Raw genomic sequence first — 23,168 nt, forward strand, 5'->3', positions numbered from 1 at the left:
GCGGAAAAACGCCCTATGAATAGGGCGATATTCGAGGCAGTTTAAATGGATAGTGCAAATTTTTCCGCCCTCATTTGTCATCCGGCAGTGCAATCCCTCGGGTTCCCAATAAAAACAGCAGCGTCATTAGTGCTATTGCTAGCAGACCAGCTTGGCTGACGCGGGCTCGAGATCGTTGGTAAGCCTCGGTGATAGCTAGGAGGTCTTATTTGGCTTATGCCACTGACTTTGGGAGGGGAAATTGGATGAGTTATCATCGGTTTTAACAAATTTCACCGCCTATCGTTGGTTTATAGGTTTTTTTTACCAATGAAATTTTTATCTAATTGTAATTTAAAGATTAAATGAATTTAGTCATACCTTTTACCCTAAACAAATGTGACTTAGGCTCTGAGATCGTTTGTGGCAAATGAAAGGTTCGGGTATACTACTGTCCCGTCTTGGTTCTTCCATCGTCTTTAAACCTAACTCTCAGGTTCAGCATGACAACTAATTATATTTTTGTGACCGGCGGGGTTGTATCCTCTCTGGGTAAAGGCATTGCCGCAGCCTCCCTGGCGGCTATTCTTGAAGCCCGTGGCCTCAACGTAAGCATGATGAAACTGGATCCGTACATCAACGTCGATCCGGGCACGATGAGCCCTATCCAGCACGGAGAAGTTTTCGTCACCGAAGACGGCGCAGAAACCGATCTGGATTTAGGTCATTACGAGCGTTTCATCCGTACCAAAATGTCCCGCCGCAATAACTTTACCACTGGCCGCATCTATTCCGATGTGCTGCGTAAAGAGCGTCGTGGCGATTATTTGGGCGCTACCGTTCAGGTTATTCCTCATATCACTAATGCAATCAAAGAACGCATCCTTGAAGGTGGCGAAGGTCACGATGTGGTTCTGGTTGAAATCGGCGGTACCGTCGGTGATATCGAATCCTTGCCATTCCTCGAAGCTATTCGCCAAATGGCGGTAGAAGTGGGTCGCGAGCACACCATGTATATGCACCTGACTTTGGTGCCATATCTGGCGGCGGCTGGCGAAGTGAAAACTAAGCCTACTCAGCACTCTGTAAAAGAGCTTCTGTCTATCGGTATTCAGCCTGATGTGCTGATTTGTCGTTCAGATCGTGCTGTTCCTGCGAATGAGCGCGCAAAAATTGCGCTATTCTGTAATGTTCCTGAGAAAGCCGTTATTTCTCTGAAAGACGTTGATTCTATTTATAAAATTCCAGGTCTCTTGAAATCTCAGGGACTTGATGATTACATTTGTAAACGATTCAGCTTAAACTGTCCTGAAGCAAATCTGGCAGAATGGGAGCAGGTGATTTACGAAGAGGCTAATCCAGGTGGTGAAGTGACCATCGGTATGGTCGGTAAATACATCGAATTACCGGATGCCTATAAGTCTGTTATCGAAGCATTGAAGCACGGCGGCCTGAAAAATCGCGTTACCGTGAACATCAAGCTTATCGATTCGCAAGACGTAGAGACCAAAGGCGTTGAGTTGCTGAAAGGTCTGGACGCGATTTTGGTACCTGGCGGCTTTGGCTACCGTGGTATCGAAGGCAAGATCGCTACCGCACGCTATGCGCGTGAAAATAATATTCCATATCTGGGCATTTGCTTAGGTATGCAGGTTGCTCTGATGGAATTTGCCCGTAACGTGGCAGGCATGGCTGATGCGAACTCAACCGAGTTTGTACCAGACTGCAAATATCCAGTGGTTGCGCTGATTTCAGAATGGCGTGACGAAGAAGGCAACGTAGAAGTACGTACAGAAGAAAGCGACCTAGGTGGCACGATGCGTTTAGGTGGACAACAATGTAATCTGGCCGATGGAAGTTTGGTTCGTCAGATGTACGGTTCACCAACCATCGTTGAGCGTCATCGCCATCGCTATGAAGTAAACAACATGCTGTTGAAACAGATTGAAGCTGCGGGTCTGCGAGTGACCGGCCGTTCTGCGGATAACAAGCTGGTGGAAATCATTGAGTTGCCAAACCACCCATGGTTTGTAGCCTCTCAGTTCCACCCTGAGTTTACTTCTACGCCGCGTGATGGACATCCGCTGTTCGCTGGTTTTGTTAAAGCGGCCGGTGAGTACCAGAAGCGTCAGGCAAAATAAGTGAATATACTGGTAGGCGCGAAGCATCGGTTTCGCGCCTGTCGTCTGGAGTTTTTAGTTTAACTTGTATCGAGGAAAACCTAATGTCCAAAATCGTTAAAGTCATTGGTCGCGAAATCATCGACTCACGCGGAAACCCAACTGTAGAAGCTGAAGTTCATCTGGAAGGCGGCTTTGTAGGTATGGCTGCTGCACCATCAGGTGCTTCAACTGGTTCCCGTGAAGCGCTGGAACTGCGTGACGGTGACAAATCCCGTTTCATGGGTAAAGGCGTACTGAAAGCCGTTGCCGCTGTAAACGGCCCAATCGCTCAGGCGGTTATGGGTAAAGATGCGAAAGACCAGGCTAACATCGATAAGATCATGATCGATCTTGATGGTACAGAAAACAAATCCAAGTTTGGCGCTAACGCTATTCTGGCTGTTTCTCTGGCTGCTGCTAAAGCTGCTGCTGCCTCTAAAGGCCTGCCGCTGTATGCGCACATCGCTGAACTGAACGGCACTCCAGGCAAATATTCTATGCCTCTGCCTATGATGAACATCATCAACGGTGGCGAACATGCCGACAACAACGTTGATATCCAAGAGTTCATGATCCAGCCTGTTGGCGCTAAAACTCTGAAAGAAGCGGTTCGCATCGGTTCTGAAGTGTTCCACAACCTGGCTAAAGTTCTGAAGTCTAAAGGTATGAACACTGCTGTTGGTGACGAAGGTGGCTACGCGCCTAACCTGGGTTCTAACGCAGAAGCGCTGGCTGTAATTGCTGAAGCGGTTAAAGCAGCAGGCTACGAGCTGGGTAAAGACGTTACTCTGGCTATGGACTGCGCTGCATCTGAATTCTACAAAGACGGTAAATACGTTCTGGCTGGCGAAGGCAACAAAGCTTTCACCTCTGAAGAATTCACCCACTTCCTGGAAAACCTGACCAAAGATTACCCAATCGTTTCTATCGAAGACGGTCTGGACGAATCTGACTGGGATGGCTTCGCATACCAGACTAAAGTACTGGGCGACAAAATCCAGCTGGTTGGTGACGATCTGTTCGTAACCAATACCAAGATCCTGAAAGAAGGCATCGAAAAAGGTATCGTTAACTCCATCCTGATTAAATTCAACCAGATCGGTTCTCTGACCGAAACTCTGGCTGCAATCAAAATGGCTAAAGACGCTGGTTACACTGCAGTTATCTCTCACCGTTCAGGTGAAACTGAAGATGCTACCATCGCTGATCTGGCTGTTGGTACCGCTGCAGGCCAAATCAAAACCGGTTCTATGAGCCGTTCTGACCGTGTTGCTAAATACAACCAGCTGATTCGTATCGAAGAAGCTCTGGCTGCACAAGGCACCCCAGCACCATTCAACGGTCTGAAAGAAGTTAAAGGTCAGTAATTCGTTACTGAGCACGTTTTTTTAATTAAAAACGGCTTCATTAAAAAACCCGCTCATGAGCGGGTTTTTTTATTCGGTATTCTGTATTTAGAAGAAAACGGCACCATAACCTATCAGGTTGTTGTTTCATCTTCATACGAACGCAGGATTTTATAAAGCTCGTCTTTCAATCTGAGCTTTTCTCGCTTCAATCCTGCAATTTGCTCATCAAACGGGGCTCCTGGCCGGCTTTCAGCCCTTCGGATCGTATGATCCAACTGGTTGTGCTCATGAAAGAGCGTGGCAAAACGGACGTCTTCTGTTTTCAGTCTTGAGATAAGATCTCGATACTCTGGGAACATATGCACTCCTTTTTGTCAAAACCTAGAAGTACTATGCCACAAAAAATCTGCTTATTTTGTAATCGATATCTCAACGTGTTCGATAAAGCGTAAAGTTATGTCTTTCTCCCCGCCGCTTCTCCTCCCTATCATGCTATCTGATTTCGTATAAAACATAGCCTTTGCGTGTGTTTATAAGATCTCCCACTGGAATACTGAACTCCTGCAACAACAGATGCTTAATTGTGGTGCTAGATTGAATTTTTATGCTGATAATGAAATTTTATTCGCAATGGTATTGAGTTGGTATGCTTTGTTGTGTATTTTTATGCATTAAAACTGCATAAATAAAACATCTAACGTCAGGGGAAAGACATGTTGAAGAAAATGGTATTAGCAGGCTGCTTTATGGCTGCCATGATGGGGAGCACCTTCGCTGCACAACAAACTTACGTCGTGGGCTCTGGCGGCACTTATCGCCCATTTGAGTTTGAAAATAGCCAGAAGCAGCTGGAAGGTTTTGATATCGATATTATTAAAGCGATCGCTAAGGCTGAAGGGTTTGATATCAAACTGGTTAATACGCCGTGGGAAGGCATTTTCGCCACGCTGAACTCAGGCGATCGCGACATCATTATTTCTGGTATCACCATTACCGACAAACGCCAGCAGATGGTGGACTTCTCCGCGCCATACTTCCCAGCCGAACAGTCTATCGTGGTGCCGAATGGTTCAAAAGTAGACTCGGTTAATGCGTTAAAAGGGCAGAAGGTTGGGGTGGTGAATTCAAGCACCGGCGACATTGTGGTGTCTGAGGTATTAGGCAAAAACAGTACTGATATTAAACGCTTCGATAATACACCGCTGATGCTGCAAGAGCTGTATGAGGATGGTTTGGGCGCGGCGGTTGGTGACGTGGGCGTGGTGAAGTACTACATCAAAAATCATCCAGAGAAAGAATTCAAGCTGGTTCCCGATAGCAAATTTGAACGCCAGTATTTTGGTATCGCCGTGGCAAAAGGAAACCAAGAATTACTCGGAAAAATTAATGCCGGCCTGAAGAAAATTGTGGCCGACGGGACCTATGCCAAGATTTATACCCAATGGTTTGATACGAACGTTCCAACGCTGCCTGAAAAGTAAAGGCTGTGAGTTGCGCTCATGGACTGGGCGCAACCGGTATAGCTGTTATAACTTGCTGTCATAAATAGAAAAAATGTAATAAACAGGAAAGTTGTATGACCGGATTCCGTTGGGAAATCATTCAGGAATATGCACCGCTGTTTGCTGAAGGCGCGTGGATGACCATTAAATGCACCATTATCTGTGTAATTTTAGGCACGCTTTGGGGGTTAACCTTAGGCTTAGGAAGAATGGCTAAGGCGGAAAACGGCCCATGGCGCTTCGTGCTGCGTTATTTTGTGCAATGGCCTGTACGTGTTTACGTGAGTGCTTTCCGTGGCACACCGCTGTTTGTACAGATTATGGTGGTGCATTTTGCCCTCGTTCCTCTGCTGATAAACCCACGCGACGGTGTTTTGGTGACGAGCGGACTGATGTCCGTGGATTTTGCCCGCATGCTGCGTTCAGACTATGGCGCGTTCCTCTCTTGTATCGTGGCGATTACGCTTAATGCTGGCGCTTATGTGTCGGAGATCTTCCGTGCAGGCATTCAATCTATCGATCACGGACAAATGGAGGCCTCACGTGCGCTTGGTATGAGCTGGGGTAAAACCATGCGCAAAGTGATTTTGCCGCAGGCGTTTCGCCGGATCCTTCCGCCGCTGGGGAATAACGCGATTGCTATCGTTAAAGATTCTTCACTGGCCTCCGCCATTGGCTTGGCCGATCTTGCGTATGCGGCGCGTACCGTATCTGGCGCATATGCGACTTATTGGGAACCCTACCTAACGATTTCAGTGATTTACTGGATGCTTACGTTCATTCTGTCGCTGCTGGTGCAACATATGGAAAAGAGGTTGAGCAAAAGTGATTCACGTTGATAATTTGCAGAAGCAATTTGGTGAAACGCACGTGCTGCGTGGGATCTCTTGCGATATCAAACCGCAGGAAGTGGTTTGCATTATTGGCCCGTCTGGATCGGGGAAAAGCACATTTTTGCGCTGCCTCAATGCCCTAGAAAAACCCGATGGCGGCGAAGTGTCGGTTAATGGTTTTGACGTTCATAACCCCAAAACTAATTTAAATAAAATGCGCGAAAGCGTTGGCATGGTGTTTCAGCGTTTTAATCTGTTCCCGCATATGACGGTGTTAGACAATCTGATTATGGCGCCGATGTCGGTGAAAGGGATGTCGCGTGCCGATGCGCTCAAGCGCGCTGAGCTTTTGCTGGATAAGGTCGGCCTACTCGACAAAATCGATGCATGGCCTGCTAGCTTGTCTGGTGGGCAGCAACAGCGAGTGGCAATTGCACGTTCTATGGCGATGGAACCCTCGATTATTCTGTTTGATGAGCCTACCTCTGCGCTTGATCCTGAGTTAGTTGGCGAAGTGCTGGAAGTGATGAAGAAGCTGGCTCTAGAAGGAATGACGATGGTGATCGTGACTCACGAAATGGGCTTTGCCCGTGAAGTCGCCGACCGCGTGGTGTTTATCGACCAAGGCATCATTCAGGAAGAGGGCACGCCGGAGCAGATTTTCACCGCGCCACAGAATCCACGTACGGCAGCGTTTTTGAGTAAGGTTCTCTAGACAGACCCCACCCTAACCCTCCCCTTGGCAGGGGAGGGAACCGTTCGACGTAGATTGTGAGAATTCTCGATCAACTCCCCCCTGTCAAGGGGGCGGCTGGGAGGGGGTATTCGCTGAGCTACACATCCGCCTCAGTTTCTGCATTAAAATCATTCACAGATTGGCCTTTCGGTTTTCTCACCCAAATCCACCATGCCAAAGTCAGTAGTGCCATCCACACCACACCCACGGCGAGAGCGACTCGGCTGTCTTCAAAATAACCCAGCAGGGCAATAACGAAGGCCATGAAGATGATGGTTAACGCTGGCGCTAACGGCCAGAACGGTACTGGGAATTTCAGCGTAGCGACTTCTTCCTTGCTCATCTGGCGGCGCATAGCAACCTGAGAAAGCAGGATCATCAGCCATACCCACACGGTGGCAAAGGTAGCGATAGAGGCAATAATCAAGAACACTTTTTCTGGGATCAGATAGTTCAATACCACACCGGTGAGCAGCGCAATCGCCATCACTAGAACGGTCATCCATGGCACACCGCCCGCGGTTAATTTGGTAAAGCACTGAGGTGCTTGTCCATCTTTTGCCATGCCGTACATCATTCGGCCGGCGCCAAAAATATCGCTGTTGATGGCTGATATTGCCGCGGTGATCACTACCACGTTGAGGACGTGAGCGGCAGAACTGATCCCCAGACTTTTAAAGATTTCAACGAACGGACTGCCGTGCTGGCCAATGCTATTCCACGGGTAAATCGCCATCAATACCATCAGCGTGAGGACATAAAACAGCAGAATACGTACTGGTACCGTGTTGATGGCCTTCGGGATCACCCTCGCCGGATCGCGGGCTTCGCTCGCCGTTACGCCGATAATTTCTATCCCACCAAAGGCAAACATAACCACGGCCAGTGAGGCGATAACGCCGGTGAGGCCGTTGGGCATAAATCCGCCGTGTTGCCACAGATTACTAAAGCCCGTTGCCTGTTCATGCTGGCCGAATCCAAACATCATAATGGCACCGCCGCCAACGATCATGGCGATAATCGCCACTACTTTAATCAGCGAGAGCCAAAACTCCATTTCGCCAAATACTTTAACGCTGCACAGGTTTAGCGCGCCGATAAAGCACACGATGCTGAGCACCCAAATCCATTGTGAAACATCGGGGAACCAGAGCCCCATGTAGATGCCGAAGGCCGTGACGTCTGCCATGCCGACAATTACCATTTCAAAGGTATATGTCCAACCGGTGATGAAACCGGCTAAGGGGCCAAGATAGCGGCTGGCATAGTGACCGAAAGAGCCGGATACCGGCTGATGCACCGCCATTTCACCCAGCGCGCGCATCACCATGAAAACGGCAAGCCCGCCCACGAGGTAGGCTAATAAAACCGCGGGGCCGGCGAGTTGTATTGCACCCGCAGAACCGTAAAACAAACCGGTGCCGATAGCCGAGCCTAAGGCCAGAAAACGAATGTGGCGTGCGTTCAGACCACGTTTGAGGTGCGAAGTGTTGTGAGGTTGCAGGGGCGATGTTTCATTATTATTTTGCATGTTTTATCCCGTCATATTGGTCGGCAGGTACAGATTACCGACGCAGGGTATAGAATATATACCCTGCGTGCTCTTACTTTTTGCAGATAATGAGAGAGGACTTAGGCTTGGCTAGGCAGCAGCGCGGTAGGAATAAGCGCTTTGAGCTGGCCGGAACCTAGTAGCTGGCTGGCGGCTTCAATGTCGGGGGCGAAGAAACGATCCTTGTCGTAATAAGCCACGCTTTCGCGTAACAGCTGACGTGCTTGTTCCAACCGTGGGCTGGTTTTTAAGCCGTCGCGGAAATCTAACCCTTGGCAAGCTGAAAGCCATTCAATCGCCAGAATTCCACGCACGTTTTCTGCCATTTCCCAGAGTCGGCGGCCCGCAGCTGGCGCCATCGAAACGTGATCTTCCTGATTAGCGGAAGTCGGTAAACTATCGACGCTAGAAGGATGCGCGAGGGCCTTGTTTTCACTGGCCAGCGCGGCCGCAGTGACCTGAGCAATCATAAAGCCGGAGTTAACGCCGCCGTTGTTAACCAAGAATGGCGGCAGCTGTGACATATGCTTATCCATCATCAGCGAAGTTCGGCGTTCAGACAGCGCACCGATTTCAGCCAACGCCAGCGCCAGATTATCTGCCGCCATTGCCACCGGCTCTGCGTGGAAGTTGCCGCCAGAAACCACGTCATTTTGTTCGGCAAAGACCAACGGATTATCGGAAACTGCGTTAGCCTCAATCTCAAGCACGGCAGCGGCCTGACGGATTTGTGTCAGACAAGCCCCCATCACCTGTGGCTGGCAGCGTAGGGAGTAAGGATCTTGAACTTTTCCGCAGTTATGATGGGAATCAGAAATTTCACTGCGTTCACCGAGCAGATGGCGGTAGGCTGCGGCGCTGTCGATTTGGCCAATCTGTCCACGTACGTCGTGAATACGGGCGTCAAACGGGCTACGTGAGCCCAGCACGGCCTCAACGGTTAAACCGCCACACACTAACGCAGATGCATACATATCCTCTGCGTCGAAAAGGCCACGTAGCGCATAAGCGGTCGAAACCTGGGTGCCATTAAGTAACGCTAACCCTTCTTTGGCCGCCAGTTGAATAGGTTTCAAACCGGCTTTCTCTAGCGCCTGCGTGGCGGGTAGCCATTCGCCTTGATAGCGTGCCTGACCTTCACCCAGCAGCACCAGACTCATGTGTGCCAGCGGGGCTAAATCTCCAGAAGCGCCGACGGAGCCTTTTATTGGAATATGCGGATACACTTCGGCATTCACCAAGGCAATCAAAGCGTCCAGCACTTCTTCGCGAATTCCCGAGAAGCCACGCGCTAGGCTATTGATTTTCATCACCATGATTAAACGCACGATCGCGTCATCGTTAGCGCTGCCTACACCTGCCGCATGTGAAAGCACGATGGAGCGCTGAAGGTTTTCTAAATCGCAGGTTTCAATACGTGTTGAAGCCAGTAGGCCAAAACCGGTGTTGATGCCGTAGGCGGTACGACCTTCGGCCACGATACGTTCGACGCAGGCCACGCTTTGACGAATTGGCTCACGCGCGCTGCTGTGCAATTGAATATGCACCGGATGATGGTAGATCTCACGCAGCTGGCTAAGGGTAATTTTTCCTGGCTGAAGCATTAATTCGAACATTATTTTTTCCCCTGAGCGGAGGTAATCATTGGCAGGTTTAATCCCTGCTCGTGTGCGCATTCAATGGCAATCTCATAGCCAGCATCCGCATGACGCATCACGCCGGTTGCGGGGTCGTTGTGCAATACGCGGGCGATGCGTTCAGCGGCTTCGTCGGTGCCATCACACACGATAACCATGCCGGAATGCTGAGAAAAGCCCATCCCAACGCCGCCGCCGTGATGCAGTGAAACCCATGTTGCTCCGCTGGCGGTGTTTAATAATGCGTTCAGCAGTGGCCAGTCGGATACGGCGTCAGAACCATCTTGCATGGATTCTGTTTCGCGGTTTGGACTGGCAACCGAGCCTGAATCTAAGTGGTCGCGACCTATCACGATAGGGGCAGAAAGCGCGCCGCTGCGTACCATTTCATTGAAAGCTAAACCTAACTTAGCGCGCTGGCCTAGGCCAACCCAGCAAATACGCGCTGGCAACCCTTGGAAGTGGATGCGCTCACGCGCCATATCCAGCCAGTGGTGCAGGTGTTCATCGTCAGGAATAAGTTCTTTGACCATGGCATCGGTTTTGTAGATATCTTCAGGATCACCTGACAATGCCGCCCAGCGGAACGGACCTACGCCGCGACAGAACAGCGGACGAATATACGCGGGGACAAAACCAGGGAAATCGAAAGCGTTAGCCACGCCCATCTCTTTGGCCATCTGGCGGATGTTGTTGCCATAGTCAAAGGTAGGGATACCCATCTTTTGGAAAGCCAGCATGGCTTCAACGTGCTCAGCCATGGACTCTTTAGCAGCGTTCACCACGAATGCAGGCTCGGCCTGCGCTCGCTCGCGATACGCTTCCCATGTCCAGCCTTTCGGTAAATAGCCATTGAGCGGGTCGTGCGCGCTGGTTTGGTCGGTTACCATGTCTGGGCGTACGCCGCGACGGACTAATTCAGGCAGAATTTCTGCCGCATTGCCGCACAGGGCAATAGAGATAGCTTTACCCTCATTGGTATAACGTTTGATGCGTGCCAGCGCGTCGTCCAGATCGGTCGCCTGTTCGTCGACGTAGCCCGTTTTTAGACGAAAATCGATACGGCTTTGCTGGCATTCGATGTTCAATGACGTTAACCCTGCCATGGTTGCGGCTAACGGCTGAGCGCCACCCATGCCGCCCAAGCCTGCGGTCAGAACCCAACGACCGGTTAGATCGCCGTTGTAATGCTGGCGGCCTGCTTCCACAAACGTTTCATAGGTGCCCTGAACGATGCCTTGGCTACCGATGTAAATCCAGCTGCCAGCGGTCATTTGGCCGTACATCGCCAAGCCTTTGGCATCGAGTTCATTGAAGTGTTCCCACGTTGCCCAGTGAGGTACCAGATTGGAGTTAGCAATCAATACGCGCGGTGCATTGCTGTGGGTTTTGAATACGCCAACGGGTTTACCCGATTGCACCAGCAGGGTTTCGTCGTCGTTTAATTTTTTTAGTGTTTCAACGATTTTATCGTAGCACTCCCAGTTGCGTGCAGCGCGCCCGATGCCGCCATAAACCACTAATTCATGAGGGTTTTCTGCAACTTCGGGATCAAGATTATTCATCAGCATGCGCAATGGCGCTTCGGTCTGCCAGCTTTTGGCATTGAGTTGAGTACCACGCGGGGCGCGGATGTCGATTTCACGCAGTCGGTTTGGAAGAGCCACTTTTATTTTTCCTTTCGCGTTATCAGTTCAGATATCAGGATTTACTAGTTAACTAGTGTTTAACAAAAGCCGTTATTGATTAACATATACTTGTATAGACAAGTATATGCAAATAGATTTTATGCGAGTGATTTAAAGGAATAAGGACGTGGAGAAGAAAAGTATTTATAGATAAAACAATGAATTAATTTCTTAATTGTGAAGGGTTTTAGCCGATAGTCGCAGGGGCGGTTGTATAAAAATTGGGAAGGGGATCACAGGTGGGGAGTGAATCAATGAAAAGACAAAAGATAAAGGCGACGAAAAACACACTGAATTTCGCCGCCTTTATATCAGGTGAAACTAAGGGCGCTGTGTTTGGAGTTTATGCAAAATCGCGTCAATAGCTGAATTGACGCTAATATCATCCTCGTCGAGGCTCGCCGCCGTTTTGAGTTTCAACTGCTGCAGTTCAGGGGCGATGGCTTTGGCCAGTTGTAGGTCGGCTGTATCGACTAATTCACTGATGACCCAATATTTCCAAATCGAGTCTTGAGTTTCAAGCACATCAAGTACTGGCTGTTTTAGCGGGGCACCAATTTGGGCTAAAAACGGTGTTAACTCCTGCGCTACCGGCCAGTTAAGATCCTGCAGCCAATAGATGAGCACCGGCAGAATAGTCGCAACTCCTGGATAGCCGTAGTCCACCGCTTTTTTGGCGGTTTCTACGTCCATTTTATCCTGTGGGATAAGTGCATAGAGTTCAGAAGAAATCGTTGTGAAATCAAATGAACCGCACATTTGTTTAATGAGATCCATAAATCTTCCCCTAGTTAACTTGGCCTGTACGTGCCGTGTTGACGTCCGTAGTGTAGGGGCCGATGAGAGGATTCGTCCATGTATTATCGGCGAGCAGAGCCTCTCGAGTTGCGGCCCAATCTAGCAAATCCTGTCCTACATTGGGATTTGGCAAAATTGAATAATGCTGTGGGTTTCCTGGGGTAGGCGTATTAATAATTTGGGTCACCTGAGTTAAGTCTGAGTCAATAACCTGCGCCCTTACTGCTGGCGCCGCATTTGCCATGGAGAGCCCCGCGCCGGGCCCTACGGTATCGGCAATACGCGGTGTGAAATTAGCTGGGGTTCTATTCCCAAGTCGATAGTAATTAGGCATAGCGGTTTTCCTATGATATTTAATTGCTGTGGGTATGAATTTGATCTGAAGTGAATATATTTGTGTTTTAATTATATTTTTAACAACCCAGCCTCTCTGCGTTTTATTGCTTCGAGTAGATGTTTGTTACTGGAGTAAAATATTCTGTATAGAGCGTTTTGAGAAATAAATTCTTTTGCCAATTGTGTTCCTCTTTCTTTCTTCGGATCGAGTTCGCGTATTTTCTTTAAAATATCTTCTATGACTTTTTCAAATTTAGCGGACATGACAGACCACTGTTCATAGGTTATTTTATCCTCAAAGAATTGCTGGTCATTTTTGTCCGAGGCAAATTTAGTCACGTTTAACGTGTTTTGATACTGATCGATAAGCGCGATTTTTGCCTGCAGTTCAAACTCTTCAACGGAGAATCTAACAATATAAGCAAACTGATAGGTTGCGATTTTCTCGTTATTAAAGAAAGAGGAACGCTGGAAGGTTTGGGTTCCGACGGAGCCGAAAATTCGTAGCCCACCGCCAATAGGATCTGACTTGGTACCGTGCTTCACGGTAATGGAGGTGGCATTGCCGAACGATCCAACGATACCGGCCAGTAGGTTAAAGCAGTTAGTCGCAATTAATAACCGCTTATCCTTATTCATATCATACTTTTTATTAATATCCTGTGCTTTATCTCCTGCATCAGTTCCTGCTGGCAGATTCTCAATTTTTCCATCGACGGTACCAATAACCGCAGCGGATATTTTGTTAATAATGGCAGATACAGATGCGAGCGACCACTCTTGCACGGATTGGTAATCAAATTGTTTGCCCGTAATATAAAGATCGCTCGACCAGGGTTTTTCATGTTCTTTTTGATAGAAGTTTTCAGCTTCTTTTTCTAACGTTGCGTAGGTATTTCCGAGTTTGTTAGTCAGTTCATTGGCTATGTCATCTAAATATTCACGGCTTTTTTTATCTTTCTTTTCCATTTCTTCAATACTTGGACTTTTACCCATGATTTATCCTCTCTTGTTAATATCAGAGACAAACATTTTTAATGAAAATAGATTTGGTGATAGCCGGAAAATACGATGCTTGTCATCGGACTCAAACTATCACTAAAAATGATAGATTAAGACTGTCTATTATCAAGCGAGGATAATCATATTTTTTCTTAGATGAGGCTAATATATTGATTTCGATCAATCTTTATTTTTTGATGTTTTTTTAAGAGTTAGATTAAGCTATTTAAAAAAGTGTATATATCAGATTTTATTATGAAATGCCGCTGATTTAATATCGGCGGCATTAGCATCGGGAATAACTATTGATTAATACAACAACGAATACAGTTGTTTCCGGTACTTAGACGCCAATGCATCGCCATTCCCCAACGCGGCAAGAATGTCCATCAGGGTTTTACGCGCAGCACCGTCGGCGGCGGTCAGATCTTTGCGTAGATGAACCATCAGCAGTTCAAGAGCCTCTTCGTTACGTCCGACCTGATGCAGCTGTAAAGCCAGCTGAGCGGCAATAACCGCATTTTCTGGTTCAGCTTCTACCTGTTTTTGCAGCAGCTGAATTTCAGGTGTATCGGCGGCCTGTTTCAGTAACTCAATTTGCGCCACAAGGCCTTGATAGCGAGAATCCTGATCCTGCATTGGGATGGTCGCTAATACCGCTTCTGCTTCATCACTGCGGCTGAGTGCGATCTGTACTTCGGCCAGCATCAGGGCGATATCGCTGCGTTTAGTATCCAACGCACGCGCTTCTTTCAGCAACGGTAAGGCTTCGGCCATTTTGCCTTCGGCAATGAATTCTGCAGCCTGTGCAGCTTTCAGCTCTTCTTCTTTTGGCAAGAAGCGGCCTAACAGTTCGCGGATAAACTCTTCCGACTGTGGCCCTTGGAAGCCATCTACTGGCTGACCATCTTTAAATAAGTAAACCGTTGGGATGGCACGCAGCCCAAACTGTGAGGCCACCATTTGTTCTGCGTCGCAGTCCACTTTAGCTAGCACGAACTGGCCCGCGTATTCTGACGCGAGTTTGTCGAGAATAGGGTTGAGCTGTAGGCAATGCTGGCTGCGTTCAGACCAGAAGTAGAACAGCACCGGAATAGATGCAGACTGCTCTAGCGTTTGATGTAGGTTGGCTTCGGTAACGTTGATCACGGAATTATTTAGCATTCTTTTGTTCTCTCAGACGCTTAAACATATAAAAACGATATGGGGCTTATCTGGCCGTTTGCAATGCCAAGGCGTTAATTACCACTTAGAACCTTGTCGAGTAATCTCCCTGGCAAAATACGGCGCAGCACGGTTAGCGCGTGAGCAACCAGCGTAACCGGATAGCGAAGTTTTGGCCTTTTGCTTTCTAAGGCATGATGCAACTTAGGCAGAATGGCATCAGGCGTGAGCGTAAAGCGCGCAGCAATGCCTGGATTGGTCACCGGTTTATCTTTTTCCATTTGATGCACATTGCTCGTGAAGCGGGTATTTATCGGGCCCGGTTCAATGAGTGAAACATGGATGCCGCTGCCGTGCAGCTCCATTCGCAGTGCATCAGACCAGCCTTCAAGCGCAAATTTGCTTGCAGCGTAAGCACCTCGCCCCGGCGTTGCGACGAGTCCCATCACTGAACTGGTTTGAATAATTCGGCCTTCACCGTGTGGCAGCATAATGGGTAATAAAAGCTGAGTGAGCTGGTGGGTGCCAAACAGGTTAGTGGCAAACTGCCGTTCTAATTCGGCTCGGCTGATGGTGTTGAGCGGGCCATAGAGGCCAAAACCGCCGTTGTTAAACAGCGCATATAGGCGTCCTTCAGTGATACGAATCACTTCCGCAGCGGCGTGTTCCACGCTCTCGCTGTCGTCCAAATCCAGCTCAATACCTTCCATGCCCAGATCGCGCATCACCTCAACGTCTTGCGGCTTGCGACAAGCGGCTAGCACCCGATATCCCCGGTTACGGAGATCCTGTGCTGCGGTAAGTCCAATTCCGCTGGAGCAGCCGGTGATAAGGATAGCTTTTTGCATAACTTTACCTATGTAAACCTGTTGGCACGGCGTTAAAGATGTTTAATTAAAACATTACTGATGGGGATTCGTCAGCAAGGGGTGAAGCTGTTCGCTCATCCATTGCGCAATAAACGGCTGTGCTTCACCGTTTGGATGTAATCCGTCCTGCTGCATCCACTCGGGTTTTAACGCCACCTGCTCCATATAGAATGGAATAAGCGGTATTTGATGCTGTTTTGCCAGTTTGGGATAAATGGCCGCAAAGGCTTCGGTGTAGCGGCGGCCATAGTTAGGCGGTAGCTGAATTTGCATTAGCAGAGGCTGCGCTCTCGCCTGTTGTACCTGAGTAATGATTTTGTCTAAGGCTGCTTCAATATCGGCGGGGGCAAAACCTCTCAGCCCATCGTTAGCGCCGAGTTCTATCAATACCCAGCGCGGCTGATGCTGTTTCAACAACGTAGGAAGTCGAGCAAGACCTTGATCGGCAGTGTCACCACTAATGCTACCATTAACCACAGAAACTGATGGCGTCGTTTTTTGCCATTGCTGTGCAAGACGCGTGGCCCATGAATCGGCAATGGGTAATCGATAGCCTGCACTAAGGCTGTCGCCTAATATTAACAATGTATCAGCGGCCATTGCCCGCCCACATAACAGGCTGAATAGAAGAAGGAAAGGGATATGCCAACGGAAAATGTTCTTGAAGTTCATCATTTAGCCAAAGAGGTCGGTCAAGGTGATAGTCAGCTTTCCATCCTTACCGGAGTTGAGCTGGTTGTCAAACCTGCGCAGACATTAGCGTTGATTGGTGAGTCAGGCTCGGGTAAATCAACGCTGCTGGGGATTTTAGCCGGTTTAGATGATGGAACGCGTGGGGAGGTTTCCCTTTTAGGCCAGCGTTTAGATCAAATGGATGAGGAGCAGCGGGCGGCGTTGCGTGCGCGAGACGTTGGCTTTGTGTTTCAGTCGTTTATGTTAGTGCCCACGCTAACGGCATTAGAGAACGTTCAACTACCCGCGTTACTACGTGGTGATAGCGATCGTCAAAGCCGTCAACAGGCGGTGCAGCTGTTAAACCAGCTCGGGCTGGGCAAGCGTTTGAATCATCTACCGGCGCAGCTATCAGGTGGAGAACAACAACGCGTGGCGTTGGCGCGTGCGTTCAGTGGCCGTCCCAAAATTCTGTTTGCCGATGAGCCAACCGGTAATCTCGATCGCCATACCGGCGACCGTATCGCCGATCTCCTGTTTTCCCTAAATACCGATTTTGATACCACGTTGATTCTGGTGACTCACGATCCTCAGTTGGCAGCAAGATGCCAGCGGCGTATGCGCTTGGTTGAAGGCGTATTGCAGGAGGAAGCATGATTCTGCGTTGGTTTTGGCGCGAGTGGAAATCGCCTTCGCTATTGATTGTGTGGATGGCTTTAACGCTGGCGGTGGCCTGTGTGTTGGCGCTGGGAAGTATCAGCGACCGAATGGAACGCGGGCTGAGTCAGCAAAGCCGCGATTTTCTGGCCGGTGACAAAGTTCTGCGCAGCGCACATCCTGCTGATGAACAGTGGCTGACGCAGGCTCAGCGCGACGGGCTGAGCGTAAGCCGCCAGCTTTCTTTTTCCACCATGACGTTTGCTGGAGATAGACCACAGCTGGCGGATGTAAAGGCAACTGACACGCTTTATCCGCTGTATGGTGAATTAATTACGCAACCTGCCGGATTACGTCCTGAGCCTGGCGAAGTGCTGGTCGCCTCACGTTTGCTATCCCTGTTAAATTTAAAAGTTGGGGATAGTTTAGATGTGGGGGACGCGACGCTAAAAGTGGCTGGCGTGGTGGTGCAAGAGCCTGATAACGGGTTTAATCCGTTTCAAACTGCGCCAAGAATTCTTATCAACCTTGCTGATGTTGATAAAACGGGTGCGGTGCAGCCAGGCAGCCGCCTGAGCTATCGTTATATGTTTGCCGGCCCCGCTGATGCTATCGAACGGTTTACGCAGTATCTGACGCCACAGCTGAAGCCTGACCAAAAGCTGTTTGGGCTGGAGGAATCCGGTGGGACGCTGGGTAAGTCATTGCAACGCTCGCAGCAATTTCTGCTGTTATCCGCGCTGCTAACGCTTTTACTGGCGGTGGCTGCGGTGACTGTAGCAATGAACCACTACTGCCGAAGCCGCTATGAACTGGTGGCGATCCTAAAAACGCTCGGCGCTGGGCGTAAAACGTTGTTGCGTTTAATTGCAGGGCAATGGCTGGCCTTGCTGCTGGTGGCTGGTGTGGCGGGAAGTGCGTTAGGGCTATTGTTTGAAGCATTGTTGATCCGCCTATTGGCACCGGTTTTACCGACAGCACTTCCTGCTGCGGGAGGCTGGCCTTGGGTTTGGTCGCTGGGAGGCATGGTTCTGATTTCGCTGGTGGTTGGTTTAAGACCTTATCGCCAACTGATAGCCACTCAACCGCTGCGAGTGCTGCGTAGCGATGCTTTTCGCGTGGTGTGGCCGCTGCGCTATTACCTTCCCATTACGGCGCTGATTTTAATTGCAGGCTTGATATCGTTAGTTGGGCTGAGCACGCTGCTGTGGTCGTTGTTATTGGGCATGGTGGCCTTGGCATTTCTGCTTAGCGTGGTGGGCTGGGGTGGGTTAGTTGTGCTGCGTAGGCTTACGCTTAAGAATTTGGCGCTACGTTTAGCGGTTAACCGCTTATTGCGCCAACCTGCGGCGACCATCAGTCAACTGGCTGCGTTCTCACTGTCGTTCATGTTATTGGCTTTGCTGTTAGTGCTGCGTGGGGATTTACTCGATCGTTGGCAGCAGCAATTACCGCCGGACAGCCCGAACTATTTTCTGATGAATATGACGGAGCAGCAGGTTCCACTGGTAAAAAATTTCCTTGAGCAACATCAGGTAGAGGCACGTACGTTTTATCCCGTGGTGCGCGTGCGTTTAACAGAAATTAACGGACATGAGGCGACAAAGTTAATTGCTGAAGATGCGCCTGGGGGAGAGGCGGTTAACCGTGAGCTCAATCTGACGTGGCAAGATAAATTACCTGAGCATAATCCGTTAACCGCGGGCTATTGGCCGCCTAAGGCCGGTGAGGTTTCCATCGAGCAGGGGATTGCAGAACGTCTGGGCTTGGGGATTGGTGATGAGGTGGCGTTCAGTGGTGATACGCAAAACTTTAGCGCCAAAATCACCAGCCTGCGTAAAGTTGACTGGGAAAGCCTGCGGCCAAACTTCTACTTCATTTTCCCCCCGCATGCGTTGGATGGACAGCCACAGACTTGGCTAACCAGCTTCCGTTATGTGGGCGACGAACAGCTACTGACTCAGCTTAATCGGCAATTTCCAACGCTGAGCCTGCTTGATATCGGTGCGATATTGCAACAGGCGAGTCAGGTATTGCAGCAGGTAAGCCGCGCATTAGAAGTGATGGTGATTCTGGTCATTATCTGCGGCGTATTGCTGCTAATGGCGCAGGTGCAGGTGGGAATGCAACAGCGTCGGCAGGAGCTAAGCGTTTATCGTACGCTAGGTGCAGGGATGCGTTTATTACGCCGCACATTGTGGAGCGAGTTTGCCTTATTAGGATTGGTGTCTGGTATTGCGGCGGCAGCGGGTGCCGAAGTAGCATTGTGGCTGCTGCAACGACAGGTGTTTGATTTCCCGTGGCAGCCGAATTACTTAATGTGGGCCTTAGTTCCTATTAGCGGTGCGCTGTTGCTTTCATTGTGCGGTGGCTTCTTAGGTGCTCGCTTGCTGAAGAGATAATTAATATGAGCACGCCGACATGGGCGTGCTCATCGATATATTATTCAATTCATCTCTTTCTTAATACTAATTTCTCTGGTTGATTGAGATATAAATCCCGAGGTGTTTGCTCGTTTATTTTATAAAATCATATGTTTTTAGTGTGATTAATTGCATGTGATGTCATTCATAAGTAATATCGTTTTATATGGTTTTAGTAGAATATATGGATGTTTGTTTAATATTTAAAAGGAATTTAAATATGAATAGAGCTGAGGTTAGTGCAGAGTCTATTAAAATAAATAAATTTGTTATCTTTTCAATTACATTATTGATTGTGCTTTTTGCCTTGTTTCGCCTGTTTGGTTACATCAGACTTCCCGCATTAGAAGCATTATTCCCAGTTTCTACATCAGTAACGCTGGTGCTAAATGTTTTACTAGCACTATTTATGCTGATGAAGTTTAGCTTCGATAGAAAACACCTTTATTTGGTGGTGCTGGCGTTCGCTTATGGTATCTCTTCTCTTTACCTCATGAGCAAACTGCTTAGTTATCCGGGAGTTATTTTTATCGATGGCGATATTTTTTCTTTTATCTTTAGCTGTTTATCGCTTATGGAATAATCGATTTATTAATATGGTTTCGGTCACTGCTCTGTGCACGTGCTTGACGATTATTCTGCTGTCTACTGCCTATTTTGTTTCAAGCCATAGTTTGGTTTTAAGTTTGCCAATTGTTGATGAGGGAAGTCTTTCTTATCAGCAGTTTTGGAGCTCATTCGTAGGGATTTATCTGGTTTTTCTCTGGGGCGGAACCACCTGTGCGGTGATGTGTTTTGCCGGTGTGAAGAATAATTTTTGGGCAAGCCTAAGTCTTAGTTGTATGGCATTTTTAGGTAGCACTATGCTGCTTAGCGGCAGCGAATATATGACGTCTCTAGCATGGTATGGCGCTCATCTTTTTGAAGTGCTTGCGACATTTGTTGTGATGCTGGCTTTCTTATTCGATATTTTTAAACTTTATCAAAAAGCACGTATCGATTATAAGATTTCCTACAATAATTCCATTCGTGATCCTATGACGCGTTTATATAATCGTAGTTACTACTATGATTCTTTAGTCAATCGAATGCATAGCGTATCAAAAAGCGCGCCGATTACCTTACTCGTGGCTGATATTGACCATTTCAAACGGATTAACGATATCTACGGGCATATAACCGGTGATCGTGTGGTTCAATATGTGGCAAAAACCTTGCAAAGCACAATACGCAAAACAGATATTGCAGCACGTATTGGGGGAGAAGAGTTCTCTGTGATGCTAGATGGTGTTAGCACAAATGATGCGCTAGAGATTGCAGAGAAAATACGCGTTAAGATTTGCCATCATCAGGACTCGCCATATGGGAAGGATGTTCCCGAGAAAATGACTATCAGCATTGGCATTTATACCGTAACGGGGAATGAGCTTACCGCTGAACAATGCGTTGCTCGTGCTGATGAGGCAATGTACCGAGCGAAGTTGGAAGGCCGCGATCGTGTGGTTATCTATTCGGCGCTCACCGCGCCAATGCTGGGGCGCGAGAACTCAGCGCCATTAAGAGCAATATATACTTAGTTTATTGCTGTGAAGTAAAAACGGAGCCTTTAGGTTAATGCTGGTCACTTAAGCGTGATTTTAGGGGAAGTACACCGATGGGGTCGTAGCAGCTTTAGCTGCCGGAGCGCCCCGCGGTGTGCTAGCCCCGTGTATCTCGAACTCTTAAACGATCTGCATTAGCCTTTAGGCTCCGTTTTTCATGATCAGAATTAGGCGAGTAGTTTTTCCTGCGCCCAACGTATCCCGCTGTGATACTCCGCCGAAAGCTGTGGCGTGAGCTCATTTAACGCGGCGCTGAGAAGTGAAGCGTTGGTGTCATTGAGATTGAGATGGCCAACTTTGCGCCCCGGACGTACTTCTTTGTCGTACCAGTGAAGATGGACTAACGGTTGTGCCATCCAGCTATAGTTCAGCTCGGTGCCAATCAAATTAACCATGACTGAAGGTGTGCTAACCACGGGAGTCGGGAGCGGCAAATCCAGAATAGCGCGCAGATGCAATTCAAACTGGCTTATCGATGCGCCATTCTGCGTCCAGTGCCCGCTGTTATGGACGCGCGGCGCAAGCTCGTTAATCAGTAAACCATCATCCACCACAAAGCACTCCATCGCCATTACGCCGACGTAACCAAGCTCATTCATGATAGCGCTGAGCATTTGCTCTGCCTGCTGCTGAAGCTGAGCATTTGGCTGAGGAAGGGCGACGCTAGCCCGCAGGATCCCATCTTCATGCAGGTTGTGCGTTAACGGATAAAATACACAATGGCCATCATGGGCGCGGGCACCCACTAATGAGACTTCGCCAGAAAAGTTGATGCCTTGTTCAACGATGCAATCGCCGTAAACGTCTGCGGGTAATTCAACCTCATCACCAGGGCGAATTCGCCATTGACCGCGGCCATCGTAACCGCCGGTGCGACGCTTCACTATCGCGAATTGACCAATATTGGCAAATACTTCTGGCCAGTCGCTTGTTGAGGCTAATAGCTGCCATGGTGCGGTAGCTAGATTCAGCTCATCCAGCAGCTGTTTTTGTGTCAAACGGTCAGCTAGACGCGGAAAAATATCGCGGTTAACAAAGCCACTGTGGCGTGCTAACTCTCGGGTCAGTGGAGTTTCTGGCCAGCGTTCGATTTCAGCCGTAATAACGCCTTGTTGCCAAGGAACGGCTTCTGGGTCAACGTCGAGTCCGACGGGGAAAACGGTGATCCCCAGCGGTTCACCCGCCTGACGTAGCATACGGCCAAGCTGGCCATTACCTAAAACGCAAACGGGCTTCATGCTTCCTCCCGAGGATCGGGGTGTGCCAGTACTTCGTCGGTTTGTGCCTGACGCCATGCCGCCATTCGACGTGCGAGCATTGGGTCATGCAAGGCTAAAATCTGGGCTGCCAATAACCCTGCGTTTGCAGCACCGGCTTTACCGATAGCTAACGTGCCAACGGGAATACCTCGTGGCATCTGCACGATGGAATAGAGGCTGTCTACGCCGCTGAGCGCTGCGCTTTGCACGGGCACGCCGAGTACAGGAACTAATGTTTTTGCCGCCAGCATGCCTGGCAGATGTGCAGCACCACCCGCACCGGCGATAATGATGTCAAAGCCTCGCTCGCAGGCCTGCTCGGCAAAACTAAAGAGTTTGTCTGGAGTTCGGTGAGCGGAAACCACTTCGACATGGAACTTAACATCAAGCTGGGTCAAAACTTCGGCGGCAAACTGCATGGTAGCCCAATCGCTTTTGGAACCCATAACGATGGCAATTTTTGCCTCGGATGGGTTAGCCGGAACAACATTGGCTGACATTGATGGCAAGCTCCTGTTTAACGAACTAACTTTGGTAACTCAGCACCGCTGAGCGAGTAAAGAGGTGCGAAGTATATCACGTGTTTATAGTGACGAAAACGGTTGCGTAGCGTTGCCTATACCGAGTTTTAGCGTCAACAATAGCACTTTGAGCATCAACATTATGTATGCCGTGCTGTTGTGTTTTTGAACAGATATGACGCTATGTATATTGTTATAATAGCTCGAAAAAAGTTAGTTATAATTATTAGTCGTCATTGAACAGGTTGTTAATTTTGTTTTTCTAGATACTTTTTCAGCTAAATTACATTACTGCTTATTAGTTTTAAAATATATAAGAATTCGATCTATTATAGTCATGTTATATATTTCATTGATGGTGTAATTGTAAATTGTAACGATTAATTTTATTCATTGAATGTCTGTTTATATAATGATATATATCAGTT

General features: G+C 48.7%; 20 protein-coding genes and 1 pseudogene. 9 read left to right on the forward strand and 12 right to left on the reverse strand.

Translation table 11 applies throughout. The annotated features are described in order from the left end of the window. Positions 1 to 482: 482 nt before the first annotated feature. Together pyrG and eno are read left to right on the forward strand one after the other, a co-directional pair. The gene (gene pyrG, locus BN1044_RS11910) at positions 483 to 2,120 is read left to right on the forward strand and encodes a glutamine hydrolyzing CTP synthase (RefSeq protein WP_025800558.1); all 1,638 of its coding nucleotides are present in this window, start codon (positions 483 to 485) and stop codon (positions 2,118 to 2,120) included. Between the two features lie 83 nt (positions 2,121 to 2,203). Further along, the gene (eno, locus tag BN1044_RS11915) at positions 2,204 to 3,508 is read left to right on the forward strand and encodes a phosphopyruvate hydratase (RefSeq protein WP_025800559.1); all 1,305 of its coding nucleotides are present in this window, start codon (positions 2,204 to 2,206) and stop codon (positions 3,506 to 3,508) included. 113 nt (positions 3,509 to 3,621) lie between these two features. On the opposite strand, the gene BN1044_RS11920 is transcribed toward eno, so the two are convergent. Further along, on the reverse strand, positions 3,622 to 3,849 hold the full coding sequence (locus tag BN1044_RS11920; protein WP_072308888.1) for an HP1242/YdcH family protein: 228 nt from the start codon (positions 3,847 to 3,849) through the stop codon (positions 3,622 to 3,624). Positions 3,850 to 4,203: 354 nt separating this feature from the next. Between BN1044_RS11920 and BN1044_RS11925 the strand changes: the two genes are divergently transcribed. The 3 genes from BN1044_RS11925 to BN1044_RS11935 all read left to right on the forward strand — a co-directional run bounded on the left by BN1044_RS11925 (position 4,204) and on the right by BN1044_RS11935 (position 6,540). Continuing rightward, positions 4,204 to 4,971, forward strand: coding sequence for a basic amino acid ABC transporter substrate-binding protein (locus BN1044_RS11925; RefSeq protein ID WP_072308890.1), 768 nt, complete (start codon positions 4,204 to 4,206; stop codon positions 4,969 to 4,971). Between the two features lie 95 nt (positions 4,972 to 5,066). Further along, on the forward strand, positions 5,067 to 5,831 hold the full coding sequence (locus tag BN1044_RS11930) for an amino acid ABC transporter permease (RefSeq protein ID WP_025800562.1): 765 nt from the start codon (positions 5,067 to 5,069) through the stop codon (positions 5,829 to 5,831). Beyond that, positions 5,818 to 6,540: an amino acid ABC transporter ATP-binding protein gene (locus BN1044_RS11935; protein ID WP_072308891.1), complete on the forward strand. Its 723-nt coding sequence runs from the start codon at positions 5,818 to 5,820 to the stop codon at positions 6,538 to 6,540. Before BN1044_RS11930 ends, BN1044_RS11935 begins: the two co-directional genes overlap by 14 nt. Before the next feature lie 118 nt (positions 6,541 to 6,658). Here BN1044_RS11935 and BN1044_RS11940 read toward each other — a convergent pair whose 3' ends face one another. The 9 genes from BN1044_RS11940 to tesA all read right to left on the reverse strand — a co-directional run bounded on the left by BN1044_RS11940 (position 6,659) and on the right by tesA (position 16,279). Beyond that, the gene (locus BN1044_RS11940) at positions 6,659 to 8,092 is read right to left on the reverse strand and encodes an amino acid permease (RefSeq protein WP_072308893.1); all 1,434 of its coding nucleotides are present in this window, start codon (positions 8,090 to 8,092) and stop codon (positions 6,659 to 6,661) included. Positions 8,093 to 8,193: 101 nt separating this feature from the next. Next, entirely contained in the window at positions 8,194 to 9,729 is a 1,536-nt protein-coding gene (hutH, locus tag BN1044_RS11945) for a histidine ammonia-lyase (RefSeq protein ID WP_072308894.1), read from the reverse strand. Next, the gene (hutU, locus tag BN1044_RS11950) at positions 9,729 to 11,417 is read right to left on the reverse strand and encodes a urocanate hydratase (protein WP_072308895.1); all 1,689 of its coding nucleotides are present in this window, start codon (positions 11,415 to 11,417) and stop codon (positions 9,729 to 9,731) included. The genes hutH and hutU overlap by 1 nt, the downstream gene beginning before the upstream one ends. A gap of 342 nt (positions 11,418 to 11,759) precedes the next feature. Then, a complete protein-coding gene (locus BN1044_RS11955; RefSeq protein WP_072308896.1) occupies positions 11,760 to 12,215 on the reverse strand; it encodes a DUF5071 domain-containing protein in 456 nt (151 codons plus the stop codon). 10 nt (positions 12,216 to 12,225) lie between these two features. Beyond that, positions 12,226 to 12,570: a hypothetical protein gene (locus tag BN1044_RS11960; RefSeq protein WP_072308898.1), complete on the reverse strand. Its 345-nt coding sequence runs from the start codon at positions 12,568 to 12,570 to the stop codon at positions 12,226 to 12,228. Between the two features lie 71 nt (positions 12,571 to 12,641). Then, positions 12,642 to 13,568, reverse strand: coding sequence for a hypothetical protein (locus BN1044_RS11965; protein ID WP_072308899.1), 927 nt, complete (start codon positions 13,566 to 13,568; stop codon positions 12,642 to 12,644). A 315-nt stretch (positions 13,569 to 13,883) separates the two neighbouring features. After that, positions 13,884 to 14,738 (reverse strand): co-chaperone YbbN, encoded by an 855-nt coding sequence (locus BN1044_RS11970; protein ID WP_072308900.1) that lies wholly within the window; start codon positions 14,736 to 14,738, stop codon positions 13,884 to 13,886. A 74-nt stretch (positions 14,739 to 14,812) separates the two neighbouring features. After that, on the reverse strand, positions 14,813 to 15,586 hold the full coding sequence (locus BN1044_RS11975) for an SDR family oxidoreductase (RefSeq protein WP_072308901.1): 774 nt from the start codon (positions 15,584 to 15,586) through the stop codon (positions 14,813 to 14,815). A 54-nt stretch (positions 15,587 to 15,640) separates the two neighbouring features. Continuing rightward, positions 15,641 to 16,279 carry a multifunctional acyl-CoA thioesterase I/protease I/lysophospholipase L1 gene (gene tesA, locus BN1044_RS11980; protein ID WP_072308903.1) on the reverse strand — a complete coding sequence of 213 codons (639 nt, stop codon included), beginning with the start codon at positions 16,277 to 16,279 and terminating at the stop codon, positions 15,641 to 15,643. On the opposite strand from tesA, the gene ybbA reads away from it, so the two are divergent. The 4 genes and pseudogenes from ybbA to BN1044_RS23900 all read left to right on the forward strand — a co-directional run bounded on the left by ybbA (position 16,250) and on the right by BN1044_RS23900 (position 20,936). Further along, the gene (gene ybbA, locus BN1044_RS11985; RefSeq protein WP_072308904.1) at positions 16,250 to 16,936 is read left to right on the forward strand and encodes a putative ABC transporter ATP-binding protein YbbA; all 687 of its coding nucleotides are present in this window, start codon (positions 16,250 to 16,252) and stop codon (positions 16,934 to 16,936) included. The genes tesA and ybbA overlap by 30 nt on opposite strands. Further along, the gene (gene ybbP, locus BN1044_RS11990; RefSeq protein WP_072308906.1) at positions 16,933 to 19,338 is read left to right on the forward strand and encodes a putative ABC transporter permease subunit YbbP; all 2,406 of its coding nucleotides are present in this window, start codon (positions 16,933 to 16,935) and stop codon (positions 19,336 to 19,338) included. Before ybbA ends, ybbP begins: the two co-directional genes overlap by 4 nt. A 241-nt stretch (positions 19,339 to 19,579) precedes the next feature. After that, positions 19,580 to 20,282 (forward strand): annotated as a pseudogene (locus BN1044_RS23895) (MASE4 domain-containing protein); the annotation flags it as partial. A gap of 114 nt (positions 20,283 to 20,396) precedes the next feature. Further along, entirely contained in the window at positions 20,397 to 20,936 is a 540-nt protein-coding gene (locus tag BN1044_RS23900; protein WP_247650351.1) for a GGDEF domain-containing protein, read from the forward strand. 191 nt (positions 20,937 to 21,127) lie between these two features. On the opposite strand, the gene purK is transcribed toward BN1044_RS23900, so the two are convergent. Continuing rightward, positions 21,128 to 22,198, reverse strand: coding sequence for a 5-(carboxyamino)imidazole ribonucleotide synthase (gene purK / locus BN1044_RS12000; RefSeq protein ID WP_072308907.1), 1,071 nt, complete (start codon positions 22,196 to 22,198; stop codon positions 21,128 to 21,130). Then, the gene (gene purE, locus BN1044_RS12005; protein ID WP_072308908.1) at positions 22,195 to 22,719 is read right to left on the reverse strand and encodes a 5-(carboxyamino)imidazole ribonucleotide mutase; all 525 of its coding nucleotides are present in this window, start codon (positions 22,717 to 22,719) and stop codon (positions 22,195 to 22,197) included. Before purE ends, purK begins: the two co-directional genes overlap by 4 nt. Positions 22,720 to 23,168 lie beyond the last annotated feature (449 nt).

The sequence above is a fragment of the Hafnia alvei genome (assembly GCF_900095695.1).
Taxonomy (GTDB): domain Bacteria; phylum Pseudomonadota; class Gammaproteobacteria; order Enterobacterales; family Enterobacteriaceae; genus Hafnia; species Hafnia alvei_B.